9 protein-coding genes, 3 pseudogenes and 1 other annotated feature are annotated in these 12,583 nt (G+C 57.2%); of the genes and pseudogenes, 3 read left to right on the top strand and 9 right to left on the bottom strand.

The window, feature by feature from the left end:
- Positions 1-60: 60 nt before the first annotated feature.
- From HJC04_RS01140 to msuE, 6 genes are all read right to left on the bottom strand, one after another.
- Complete coding sequence (locus HJC04_RS01140) at positions 61-1,395, bottom strand: ABC transporter substrate-binding protein (RefSeq protein WP_168298699.1); 1,335 nt, start codon at positions 1,393-1,395, stop codon at positions 61-63.
- A gap of 99 nt (positions 1,396-1,494) precedes the next feature.
- Complete coding sequence (locus HJC04_RS01135; protein ID WP_168298692.1) at positions 1,495-2,535, bottom strand: branched-chain amino acid ABC transporter permease; 1,041 nt, start codon at positions 2,533-2,535, stop codon at positions 1,495-1,497.
- A gap of 3 nt (positions 2,536-2,538) precedes the next feature.
- Positions 2,539-3,435 (bottom strand): branched-chain amino acid ABC transporter permease, encoded by an 897-nt coding sequence (locus HJC04_RS01130; RefSeq protein WP_207603964.1) that lies wholly within the window; start codon positions 3,433-3,435, stop codon positions 2,539-2,541.
- Positions 3,435-4,328, bottom strand: a complete 894-nt coding sequence (locus HJC04_RS01125; protein ID WP_375337173.1) for an ABC transporter ATP-binding protein — start codon at positions 4,326-4,328, stop codon at positions 3,435-3,437. Before HJC04_RS01125 ends, HJC04_RS01130 begins: the two co-directional genes overlap by 1 nt.
- Before the next feature lie 162 nt (positions 4,329-4,490).
- A complete protein-coding gene (gene sfnG, locus HJC04_RS01120; RefSeq protein WP_168298687.1) occupies positions 4,491-5,594 on the bottom strand; it encodes a dimethylsulfone monooxygenase SfnG in 1,104 nt (367 codons plus the stop codon).
- Positions 5,595-5,614: 20 nt separating this feature from the next.
- Positions 5,615-6,202 (bottom strand): FMN reductase, encoded by a 588-nt coding sequence (msuE, locus tag HJC04_RS01115; RefSeq protein WP_168298648.1) that lies wholly within the window; start codon positions 6,200-6,202, stop codon positions 5,615-5,617.
- 485 nt (positions 6,203-6,687) lie between these two features.
- Between msuE and HJC04_RS01110 the strand changes: the two genes are divergently transcribed.
- Entirely contained in the window at positions 6,688-7,509 is an 822-nt protein-coding gene (locus HJC04_RS01110) for a DUF3800 domain-containing protein (RefSeq protein WP_221096996.1), read from the top strand.
- Between the two features lie 488 nt (positions 7,510-7,997).
- Here HJC04_RS01110 and HJC04_RS01105 read toward each other — a convergent pair.
- A pseudogene (locus HJC04_RS01105) lies at positions 7,998-8,614 on the bottom strand (FMN-binding negative transcriptional regulator).
- A gap of 242 nt (positions 8,615-8,856) precedes the next feature.
- On the opposite strand from HJC04_RS01105, the gene HJC04_RS01100 reads away from it, so the two are divergent.
- Positions 8,857-10,332 (top strand): efflux transporter outer membrane subunit, encoded by a 1,476-nt coding sequence (locus HJC04_RS01100; protein WP_168298627.1) that lies wholly within the window; start codon positions 8,857-8,859, stop codon positions 10,330-10,332.
- Between the two features lie 74 nt (positions 10,333-10,406).
- Here the strand turns inward: HJC04_RS01100 and HJC04_RS01095 are convergent.
- A pseudogene (locus tag HJC04_RS01095) lies at positions 10,407-10,670 on the bottom strand (glutamine synthetase); the annotation flags it as partial.
- A complete protein-coding gene (locus HJC04_RS01090; RefSeq protein ID WP_205919050.1) occupies positions 10,625-11,368 on the bottom strand; it encodes a response regulator in 744 nt (247 codons plus the stop codon). The pseudogene HJC04_RS01095 and the gene HJC04_RS01090, both read right to left, overlap by 46 nt.
- A gap of 829 nt (positions 11,369-12,197) precedes the next feature.
- On the opposite strand from HJC04_RS01090, the pseudogene HJC04_RS01085 reads away from it, so the two are divergent.
- A pseudogene (locus HJC04_RS01085) lies at positions 12,198-12,489 on the top strand (IS3 family transposase); the annotation flags it as partial.
- Positions 12,409-12,523 (top strand) — a sequence feature (AL1L pseudoknot). Its footprint overlaps the pseudogene before it by 81 nt.
- Positions 12,524-12,583 lie beyond the last annotated feature (60 nt).

Below are 12,583 nucleotides of genomic sequence, written 5' to 3'. Positions count from 1 at the left end.
AGGCACCACGCTCGCGCCCGGTTCTTCAGGTCGCGCCTTGTCAGGCGCGGCCTGAATGGATCAGTTGGTAGCCGTCTCGGCGTCTGCCGCCGTACGAAGCTTGATACCCTTCTCGGCCGCGTAGGCTTCGGAGGACTTCTCGATGATGGGCCGCAGCAGTGCCCAGTCCGGCGCGATCCAGTCAGAAACGACGTTCCACTTCTTCCCGTCCCACTGTTGGAACGTCACGTAACCGTTGCCTTCGTGATTGTCCCAGGTGACATTGATGGAGTGGAACAGGCCCTTGGCGCCGAGCGCCTCGACACGCGCCGCGTCGAGCTGCAGGTGTTCAAAGCCCCAGCGGACCTCGTCGCCGGTCAGTGTCCGCTTGCCGAACTTCTCCTGTGCGATACGGATCGCCTCGACATTGAGGATGCCGTTGACGATACCCAGGTTATGGTAGACCGAGCCGATGCGCTTCTTGTCTTCGAGGTTTCCCTTGCCGGCGTCGTAAATCGTTTTGACGATCTCCTGAACGACCGGATATTCGGCTCCCGATGCCTGCGTGGTGATTGCCGTATAGCCCTTGGCGGCCTCGCCGGCGGGGATGGCGTCCTCTTCTGAATTGGACCAGACGTTTCCAATAATGTGATCTGCTGGGAAGCCAACCTTCGCCGCGGTCTTGAGCGCAACCGGGTTCATAACGCCCCAACCGCGCAGCACGACGAAGTCTGGTTTGGCGCGGCGGACCGTGAGCCATTGCGATTGCTGTTCGTTGCCGGGATGCGGCACCTCTATCTGCTGCAGCTCGAATCCGTATTTCTTCGCCAAAAGTTCGTAGATCGGGATCGTTTCCTTGCCATAGGGCGACCCATGATAAAGGACGGCGATCTTCTTCCCCTTGAGCTTTTCGATACCGCCTTCCTTGCCGGCGATGTAGTTCACGATCCCTGAGGTCTCACTGTAGGGATTGAGTAGCAGCGGGAAGACATAAGGGAAAACGCGACCATCGGTCGAATCCGTGCGGCCATGATTGATGGTGATCAACGGCACCTTGTCTGCGGTGATGCGATCGATCATCGCATAGGCAATGCCGACAGAGAGCGGGTTCCAGGCGGCGACGTTCGGGTTGCTCTTCAGACGCTCGTACGCTTCGACGCCACGCTCGACCTCATACTGGATTTCAGCTTCCGACCATGTCAGCTTAACGCCGTTGACGCCGCCGTCGCGCGTGTTGATCAGGTTCAAATAATCGATGAAGCCACCGAAGAAGCCGGTGCCGCCGGCAGCATAAGGGCCGACGCGATAGCTCTGGAGCGGAAAATATTGTTCGTCAGCATGGGCCATAGGCATGGCCACCGAAAAGGCGAGACCGGCGGCAAGAGCCGCGATCTTGAATTTGGAAAGGATCGTCATTTTTGGACATACTCCGGGTATTGACCGGCGCAAGGCGCCGGTCCGGGTTGATCTGATGAAGGCTGTTGGCATTCGAGAGCCTTGATGGCTCCGTTTCGATCAGGACCGCACGATGGCGGCGCCGATTCGTTTTCGGCCCCGATCCCAAAGAGCGACGAGCCCATCCGGTTCGAGGATCAGAAAGAGGATGATGAGCGCGCCGAGAACAATGCGCTGGCTCATATCGAGCACGCCCGAATTGAAGATATCGCCGAGCAGGAAGGAGCCAAGCCGGGACAGGAGCAGTGGGAACACGACGATCAGTGCTGCTCCGAAAAAGGCACCGCGGATCGAGGCAAGCCCACCGATAATGACGATGAAGAGGATCTGGAACGACCGGTCGAGATTGAAACCGGCGGGCTCGACCGTGCGCAAATAGGCGAAAGCCCACAGGACGCCGGCGATGCCGATGATGAAGGAGGAGATTGCGAAGGCCACAAGCTTGGTTTTCAGCACCGGCACGCCGATGATCCGCGCCGCTGTCTCGTTGTCGCGCAGGGCCATGAAATTGCGGCCGGTCTGCGAATTCACCAAACGATAGGCCAGCCAAGTGAGAACGGCGACCACCGTCAGCGCGAAATAGTATCGTCCGACCGGCCCATCGAAAACAAGACCGAAAACCGAAAGCTGAGGCGCATCGATGACGCCGGATGCGGAATCATTGGAGAACCAGCTGAATTTGGTCAGCGCCCACTGCACAAAAAACTGCGCGGCAAGCGTCGATACCGCAAGGTAAAAGCCCTTGAGGCGCAAGCTGGGAAGGCCGAATACCAGGCCGATGCCGGCGGCTGCGAGACCAGCAAGAACCATGCTGACGATCAAGGGCAGACCGTCGAAGCGAAGATTGAAGTTGAACGCGGCGAAGGCACCCATGGCCATGAAGGCAGCACTTCCCAACGACACCTGCCCCGCATAGCCAGTCAGGATATTGAGGCCGAGGCCGGCGAGGCTGAGCGCCAGAAACGGCAGCAGGATAGCCTCCAAAAGATAGTCGGACCCGATAAGCGGCACAACGACATAGGAGGTGGCAAGCCAGGCCAATGGCATCGCCCAGCGCGCGGGGAGGCGATATACCGGAAGATCGCAGGTGATCGTGGACATCGGTCAGACCCTTTCCACAAGCTTCTGGCCGAACAGGCCGGAAGGGCGCACGAGGAGGAAGGCGAGCGCGATGACATAGGCAAACCAGCCTTCGATACCGCCGCCGAAATACTCCCCGATATAGACCTCCGCCAGCTTCTCGGACGCGCCCATCAACAATCCGCCGACGATCGCGCCTAGGATCGAATCGAACCCGCCGAGGACGAGAACCGGCAAGGCCTTTAGAACGATCAGCGACAGGGAGAATTGCACTCCGACGCGGGCTCCCCACAACAGACCGGCGACCAGCGCCACCAGGCCTGCAGCGGCCCAGACCGTCGCCCAGATCCATGGCAGCCTCAACCCGACGGCCAGTGCGGCGAACTGGTCGTCGGCGACGGCGCGAAAACCAAGCCCGATGCGGGTGTAACGGAAGAAGACAGAGAGCAGCAGGACCATCGAGGCGGCAACGATCGCTGCGAAAATGTCGAACTGACTGATGTAGACACCACCGACATCGAACGGCACGTCCTCGATACCGAGGTCAAGGCCGTGCACCTGCGTACCCCAGATCAGTTGGGCAGCGCCCTCGATGACATAGGAGAGGCCGAGGGTTGCCATGAAGAGCGTGATCGGCGGTTTGTTGGTCAGCGGCCGCAACACCGTGCGCTCGACGGCAATTCCGATAACGACCATGATCGCGAAGGTGATCGCGAATGCTAGCGGGAAGGAAATGCCGCGTTCCGTCAGGCTGACGAAGGTCAGCGCCGCAAACAGGAGCATTGCCCCTTGCGCAAAATTGAGGACGCCGGATGTCTTGTAGATCAACACGAAACCGATCGCGACCAGCGAATACATGATGCCGGAGAGAAGGCCACCGACGAGGACCTCGGTGAAGAACAGCCAGTCGAAATCGGACATCAGATGCCCTCCCCGTTTTCGTTCTCAGGGGCGACACCGAGATAGGCATCGATCACGCGCTGGTCGCGCTGGACCTCGGCGGGCGTTCCATCGGCGATCTTGCGACCGTAGTCGAGCACGGCGACCCGATGGGAGAGGTCCATGACGATCCCGATATCGTGTTCGATCAGCACGACTGTCGTACCGAAACGATCGCGTGCAGCGCGCACGAAATCGGCCATCTCGTTCTTTTCGGTCGCCGTCATGCCGGCCATCGGCTCGTCGAGCAGCAGGATATCGGGCTCGGCCACCAGAGCGCGCGCCAATTCCACCCGTTTTTGCAGACCATAAGGCAGTGTACCGACCAGACGATCGCCAACATGCGAAAGGTGGAGGAACTCAAGCACCTCGAAAGCCCGACTGCGGGCATCCCTCTGTTCCGTGCGGGCTCGACCGAGGCCGACGATCTGTTCGACGAAGCTAGACCGCGTCTTGTGCGCTCGTCCAACCACGACATTGTCGAGAACGCTCAAACCCCTGAACAACGCCAGGTTTTGGAACGTGCGAGCAATGCCGAGACGGGCAAGTTTCTGCGTCGGGACCTGTGCATGGCGGCGCCCGGAGAGCCACACAAAACCGCGATCGGGTCGGTATACGCCGCTGATCACATTTATGATCGAGCTCTTGCCAGCACCGTTGGGCCCGATAATGGCGAGGATTTCGCCGCGCCGTACGGACAGATCGATATCCTTCAGGGCGACGACGCCACCGAAGGACAGATCAATGCCGGCCAGCTTCAGAACGATGCCGTCCTTTGCGCCGGCTTCAATGGGCGAGGTCCAGGCGCCGCCTGTTCCTCTGTCCAAGCCGGCCAAGTGCTCCTGAACGTCCGGCGGAAACGGCGCCGCTCCCAAGCCTCCGAAGGCAAATGTCATAGTGTGCACGCCCCTGCTTTCGCGGCGCGCCACGAGCCCACGGACTCATAGGCGCACGCTATCCCTCCACGAACCACCGGGTTCTTGGCCTGTCATTGTTTCAGGCCGCCAGCTTTCCAGTCGGCCGACAACGTATTGCGATTACTCTGCGGCGACTGCAGTCGCCGTTTCGGCTTCTTCCAACTCGCGGATCAACGGGATGACGTGCTTGCCGAAATACTCGACCTCTTCCTGGAAATGCAGGAAACCGAGAAGGATGAGGTCGGCGCCAGCGCGCTTCAGATTGATAACCCGCTCCGCGACCTGACGAGGTGTGCCGATGAGATTGGAACGGAAGCCATCATTATACTGAACAAGATCCTCGAAAGAGGATTTCGCCCAGTTTCCCTCACCTTCCGGCGAGGATTTTCCGGCATTCTTCACCTCATGGCCGAAGGCGTTGACGGCCTCGGGATTGGCCTTTTCAATGATCTCGGCCAGAACGGCGCGGGCCTCCTCTTCGGTCTCGCGCACGATTGCGAAGGCATTGACCCCGACGCGCACCGAGTGGCCGCTGGCCTTTGCCTTACCCTGAATATCGGCGACCTGCTTTCTGATTTCCTCTGGCGTGTTGCCGTTGGTAAAATACCAGTCGGAAACACGCGACGCCATGTCGCGCGCCGCGCGCGAGGAGCCGCCCTGGAAGATTTCCGGCTGTGGATCGGTCGGCTTTGGCTTCAGCGAATAATTGTTGAAGCGATAGAAATCGCCGTGGAAGGTGAAATTGTCTTCGGTCCAGATGCCCCGCAGCGCGCGGATGAATTCCTCCGAGCGGCGGTAACGCTCGTCATGATCCAGCCAGTGTTCTCCGATCGCGTGGAACTCGCCGCGGAACCAGCCACTGACGATGTTGACGGCGACACGACCATTGGTGAGGTGATTGATCGTCGCAATCTGCTTGGCTGCCAGTGTCGGATTCCATGGTCCCGGCAGAATGGCGGCGATCACCTTCAGTGTCGTCGTCGATTCCAGCAGCGCATGGCTGAAGGAGACCGATTCATGCTGAAACTCGGCGCCGTAACCGGCGGTGAAGCGAACCTGGCTCAGTGCGTAATCGAAGCCGCTGGCCTCGGCGATCTGCGCCAGCTTTCTGTTGTACTCGATCGTCCAGCTGGTCCGTTGCTCGATGTTGGAAATGACGAGGCCGCCCGAAACATTGGGCACCCAGTACGCAAATTTGACCGGCTCTCTGCTGGCGTAGGACATGGTACTCTCCCTAGAAATGGCTAAGCTGACGCGGCGACGAGCGCTGGTCGGTTTCCATGGGCGCGGTCGGCAGCGGCGTTATCTGAGACCGGCAGCACCTGCGCGAGTTCTGAAACGGCGCGCTCAATGCGCTCGCGAACCGCAGGGCTGGTGATCTCATAATCCACGAAATCGCATTCAGTCGCGTAGATCGAAGTCGGCAGCGTCAGGGCGTTGAAGAAGCCGAACAGTGGGCGCAACTGATGTTCAATCATCAAACCGTGCAGCGGTGTGCCGCCTGTCGCAGCTAAAATGACCCGCTTGCCGGCTAGTGCGCGGTAGTCAACAAGATCGAAAAGATGTTTGAGAGCGCCGGCATACGATGCCCGGTAGACCGGCGACCCGACAACCAGGACATCAGCCGCCTCGACGGCGTCGATAATTGAACGCCCCGCGGCATCCAGCTGGTCGGATCGAAGCGCCTTGAATAGAACGGGAGCAGCGTCGACCAGCTCTATGGTTCGCCGTTCGAGGCCCAGCTTCGATGCCGCTGCTGCGACGACGGCCTCCACAACAGAGGCAGTTCGGGATGGTTGCTTGACATTGCCTGATAGACCTAGAATTTTCATTTCGTTGCGCCTCAATTGTTGGCGTAGTTTATATAATTAATAGACTAATGACAACGACTGAATTCTAATGTTCGTTCAAAGTGTGGAATTCTGATCCTGGAATTCCATGTCGGCCGAAATAATAACTTAGCAGCAGTGCACGGTGCCCTCGATGTGGCGTTCGACGCGCCATTTGGCTACCGTTGTGTTGAAGATAATCGCACTATAGGAATTCGAACCATCCCAAAAATCTAAGCGGTCGATTTCCCTTAGATGCCTCCGTTCCGCTGCTGTGCGTGACCTTTTGCCGACCGCCGTCGTCAGGACTGAACCAGCCGCCTGACTACCGCCAGCTGCGTGCGACATTCCTCACCAACCGCCGCAAGCTTGACTAGGTACTGAGCGACATCAAGGTGTGGTGAAATGGTAAGTGAGCAAAAATTATGTATTTGGCGGTATCAGTAGTCGAGTAGAACGAATCCGATCGACTGCCACGAGAGATTGCCTTGCCTGTCACCTTGAACCTCTACCTCGACGATTCCGGTACTAGACATCCCACCCACAAGGTCGGGAAGAAAGCGGCGCACGGGTACGACTGGTTCGCACTCGGTGGAATCCTGGTTCGAAGTGACGCAGAGGAAAATGCCCGAGACCTTCACGCAGAGTTCTGTGCGAAATGGGAAATCACCGCGCCCTTGCACTCCTCGGAAATCAGATCGCAGAACGAGAACTTCGATTTGCTACGGGGTTGGGAGAAGGACAAACTGAGAGCATTCTACGAGGAACTTTACATTCTGATGCGAGAGGCGCCCGTGGTCGGTATCGCGTGCACTGTCGACCGCCCCGGATACTGTGGACGATACCTCGACCAGTACAAGAAGAATCCTTGGATGCTCTGCAAAACCGCATTTACTGTCGTCGTTGAACGCGCCGCGAAATGCGCTATCGCCCAAGGCATGAAGCTGCGCGTGCATCCTGAGCGCTGCAACAAGGCTGAGGATGCGAACCTGGAGGGCTACTACAAGGCTCTAAAGGCGGAGGGAATGCCGTTCGCTAAGGAAAATTCCGATAAGTACGGCCCCTTGACCCCCGAGCAGTTGAACCAGACGCTCTACGAGTTCAAGACCAAGCAGAAGACTTCGCCGATGGCGCAACTGGCGGACCTGTATCTATGGCCGATCTGCATGGGCGGCTATCATGCCAGCAATCGTCCTTACCAGCGCCTGACCGACGACGGAAAGCTGATTGACTGCCATATCAAGGAAGACGAGCGGCCGATGCTCGGATCCAAATATAGCTGCTTTGAGAATGTCGAACGGAAGGCCTAAAAACTCAAAAAGCCTCCGACGTTTCCATCGAGGCTTTTGGGCGACCGCAAAGGCGATCTCATGGGCCAGGCCCGACTGAACAACTATCGTACCCCATGATTTGTTGCAAGGAATTTTTCGCTAAACTGAATTGACCTGACGGCGGTACGAACGCAACATTCGTCGAAATTGTACGAACTGGGATCGCTCGTTCCCTCGTAACCTATGACCAAGCCGCTGTTGTTGTCGACATCCCACCGCGCCATGACGCCCACCGTCACCGTCCGCGCGGCTGCCGCCTCCGTCGATGAGAAACTCGATCCCGACAACCTTGCCCGTAGGATAGCTTCTTGGAACACGATGTGTACGATCCGGCACAAAATGCTGCGATGTTGATGGTTTGGGGGCATTCGCTCTCGTGTCTCAAGCCAACTACGGATGACGAGCCAGCTAACTTATTGCTGCATTCCTAGGCCGATTTCCGCAATCTCACTCCCCAATTGCTCGCCTCAGCCGAAGATCATGTCAGAAACGATCTGATCGGTAGGGCTGCCGCTATCGCCAAGTCCCTGTTTCACCCCATTGCGATCGGCCGCAGGACGATTTTGGCTCATTTTGCACTTTCCCTGCAGCGACACGACCGGCGGGCGAATACCATTAATGCCACGAATTTGAGGATGAATGTAGGCTTCGGGAGCGTCAGTGACTGACCAAGGTAGCGAGCGTGACACCTCGTGGATTCTCGTGAGGCGCGACACAATCTCAAATAGTCGTTCGGCTTCTTCGAAAAACTCGACCGGCCCGCAGGCGTGAACCGCTGTGTAATTCCACGTTGGGACAACCTTCCCATGCTCTGCTTTCGAAGCGTACAAGGACGGCCTCACATAGGCGTCCTGCCCCATAAAGACTGCAGTCTATGGCCGATGACAGAAGCCTGCCACTGCGGGTTCGGTCGCGCCAGATGTGCATAGAGGACGTCCCTTTCTCCCTCGGCCTCATCGAGGAATATAGGTAAGGGAGTGGCCATAGCCCCGTTGGGTGTAGCCGTCACGAAATTGGCGAGGCGACAAGTGCAAATATGCGTTCTGGACTCGTCAATGGTGTCATAGCCAGCGTCCTTCCTCAAAGCGCCGAGACTTTAGGCTTCCTGTCGGAGTCTGGCCGGCTTTCTGGCGACTTATTACAAATGTAGTCAAATGGGGGAGGACAACGGTTGTAGACTTGTTGCTTTGGCTGCACGCGATTTCGTAGTCTCACGCTCGAATTTTTCGCCTCGATCGACTGCGTCGGCAATTGTGCGCTTGCATCATTCTTCGGGCAGGCGAAACGGGTTTGACTTGAATTGTGCTGTAATCGAGGTTGATTGAAATGCATTCGCTCCCTCTAACCGCTGCGGTGTTGCCGCTGCTTTTGTCATCTTGCATGCTCGGGCCCGACTATGCATCGCCGGAAACGCCTTTACCGTCGAAGTTTTCCGAGGGTGCAAAACAGAGCGTCGGCGATGTTGCGGTGTCGGCATGGTGGAATTCCTTTTCAGATCGTACGCTCAACCAGTACGTTGCCACCGGCCTGGATGAGAACCTCAGTGTTCAGCAGGCGCTCGAAAGGATTAATGCCGCCGCCGCGGACGTCACCATCACTGGCGCCGGGGGCTTTCCCAACCTTGATTTTGGAGCATCACACACGATCTGCAAAGCGCGAGATGTCACGAGCACCCAGAATATCTCCGGGGGGCAACTATCGTTGACCTGGCTGCTGGACGTATTCGGCCAGTACCGGCGCAGCACCGAAAGCGCACTTGCTTCTCTTGATTCTGCGCATGCGGCTGTCGACGTCGCAAAGCTGGCTCTAATCAAAGATCTTGTTTCCTCCTACATCGACGCCCGGTACTACCAGCAGCGCGTCTCCATTTCTCGAGCGAACCTGAAGTCGCGCCAGGAGACCTACGATCTCACGAATTTTCAACTCGAAGCGGGAGCAGCTTCCCGGCTGGATGTCTCGCAGGCCGAAGCGCTTGTCCAGTCGACGATTGCCGAATTACCAAGTCTGGAACTGAACTTCCGCGTGTCGGCTCATCACATTGCTACCCTCATCGCCTTGCCGTCGGAAATGGTGGTCAAGCAACTGCAGAAAAACGAAGGGCAGCCGGTCTATCGCGAAAAGATCAATGCCGGAATTCCCGCCGATCTTATTCGCAATCGACCCGATATTCGCGAAGCTGAGCGGAATCTCGCTGCGGCGACTGCAAAGATCGGCGTGGCGGAAGCACGGCTTTATCCCGCGATAACGCTCTCCGGCTCGATCACACCTTCCTATATCAATCAGCGTGGCCGTCGCGGCGATATCTCGAAATGGTCCTTCGGGCCGAGCCTTGACCTCCCGATTCTGGACGGCGGCCGTTTGCGGGCAAACGTGGAGACTTCTAAATCGGCCGCGGCAGCAGCCTACATAAGCTGGAAATCAACCGTGCTGACAGCTGTGCAGGAAGTCCAGGACGCTTTGACAGCCGCCCGACGCGACGTTCGCACAGTAAACTCACGTCACAGGCAAGTGGAAACGACCGAAGAAACACTGAAGCTTTCGGTGGACTCGTACAAGGATGGCGCCTCGTCTCTGCTCGATGTTCTCGACGCGCAAAGGCAGGTGTCCAGCGCTCAGGCAGGCCTCGCTACGGCAATCCAAAAATTGGCCAAGGATCACGTGCAGTTGAATGTCGCAATCGGCGGTGTTTTTGCGGCTCCCATGGTCGCGTCGCCCTGGGTGGAGGCTTCGCGGGTGTCGCAGCAAATGCAAACGTCCGGTCGCACTCGCAGTAGTCGAGCATTGCATTGTGAGATGTTTTAACCTGATCACGTCATTGGCGCGCCAGCGCCCGAGTTGCATTGGCGCCGGCGGGGAGGCCGGCGCCGTATTAAAACTTAGGATGCAGCCGAAGCGGAGTCGGAGGGGATTTCTCCGAGATGGTCTTCAGAATCTGCGAAGCGAACTTGTAGGGCGCGCCTGGGAGTTCGGGCGGCGATCTTCGAGATAGCCCTTGTAGTGCTTCCTGAGAAGGAGTGTGGCACGCGAATCGAAGCACCTCGGTCGGCAACGCCGTAGGAGAACTTGTTCCACGAAGCCGTGTTATGCTTGCCGGTCAGGCGCTTGTCGTTGTCAGGACCGTAGACGCTGATGTGGTCCATATGCCCACGTCAGCGTCGAAAAAATAGCCTGCGCCCCGGGCTGTTTTAATTAGACGGGGGTTGGCCGGATCTGCTTCAAGCTTTCGGCGCACGCGCAAAATGAGGACATCAACGCTTCGGTCATACACCTCTTCTCCCCGGACACGGCTCGCAAGTAGAAGCTGTTCTCTCGTCATAACGTCACGTGGCCTTTCCAAAAAGGCTACTAAAAGATTGAATTCACCGGCCGTCAACTTGACCTCATCGCTTTCTTCAGAGGTTAACTGACGCTGCCTAAGGTTCAAAGTCCATCCGGAAAAATGAAAGGAACGTCGATCTTTTGCCCGTGGGCTGATAGGCCGCCGGCGCAATGCTACGCGGATACGGGCTAAGAATTCGCGCATTCCAAAAGGCTTCGAAATGAAATCAGTTGCCCCGAGCTCCAGTGCAACAACTCGATCTGCCTCCTCAAGGCGGTCGCCACTAATGGCAATGATGGGGATATCCCATTTCACCGTCAGATTACGCACGATGTCCGATCCATCTTCACGACCCAGATTAAAATCAAGAACCACAAGGTCAACCGGTTCACATGCGAGCACACGTTTCAGCTGCCCACTATCGCTGACTGCGGTTACCTTAAAGGCATGCAATGTCAGATACTCGACAATAAGATTGCGCATGGCGAGGTCGTCATCGGCGACAAGAACGTGTTTCAATCGCGTACCTTTCAAACTTATCTACGCTGGCAACTCCAGGCTACTGGTTTGTATTCGCTCGTTTCCAATGAAGTCACCAGTTCCGTGCACGCTTGAGAAGCGACCCAAAGTTCGCGATTTGGTGAAAGACACAATTGGTCGCAAATATTCTGCCAGCGGCGCATCCGTTAGAAACAAACTTCTTGGTCCGCCAACTCACGCGCGGCCGTTCGTCGAGGAATGCGCAACGATGACAACGAGGCCCGACAGGCCGGGTGTTGGCCTTAAAGCGTGATGTTAGCGACGTGCTTTCGATGCGATCTATCGGTTCCACTTCGTTTGACGCGGTTGATAGGATGCGAGAGTTGTAGCCGATTGAGCGGGACGACTATTTTTGCGGCCCGAATTCGATCATCTAATGCTCTTCCGATGAAAGCGTCGCGTTTCCCGGTGGTAGCGAATCTCAGTGCTTTTAGCGTGGTGTATGACATTGAGTTGGCATTCCAGCCCATTGCAGCGAGCTTCTTCCTGCTGTTCATCCAAGCACGCTTGAGCAGGGTTGGCCGGGCAACGTGACACGATGTTGTCGCGTTATAAATGGAGGAGCACTGTGGGCGATACTAACCAATCCGGGCCATCCTGCACTCCTTGACTCGTCCTTTGCCGCCTTCGAATTTGTCGACGTCAGTCTTCCTAAGTGATTCAATGATATTGGTGAAATTGATAGTTTGAATGAAATCCATCCACGGAACGGATGCTTAAATGACGCAACGCCTAAATGCCTGGAGCCGTTTGATGTGAACCGTGCCTGATTGCCGGACGCTCCAACTTTTGAGAAAGTGGAGCCGGTATGAGCAAGACAACGAACAAGTTTTCACCGGAAGTCCGCGCCCCCGCCAAGATCGGCTGCACTGCGCAGACGTTCAGTGGGAGGGGTGAAGAAGGCCGGGTGGACAATGGTCCCCGACTTGGGCTCCCAAGCGACGTCGCCGAAAGGATGAAGGCGCTGGAGCGGAGAACCGTGAGCTTCGGCTGGCCAACGAGATTTTGTGCAGAGCGTCAGCATTTTTCGCGATGGCGGAGCTCGACCGCCCATTGAAGCGATGATCTCGTTCATCGACGAACACCGCGCAGTGTTCGGGTCGAGCCGATCTTCATCGGTTTTGAAGCTTGTCGTTCTGGTGGAAGGTCAGGGCGGCGTTGCGTTGGCATGATCCGCTTAACACGTGCGAACGG

Source organism: Rhizobium sp. NLR8a, from assembly GCF_019685235.1.
Taxonomy (GTDB): domain Bacteria; phylum Pseudomonadota; class Alphaproteobacteria; order Rhizobiales; family Rhizobiaceae; genus Rhizobium.
This window is presented reverse-complemented; position numbering and strand designations above follow the sequence as displayed.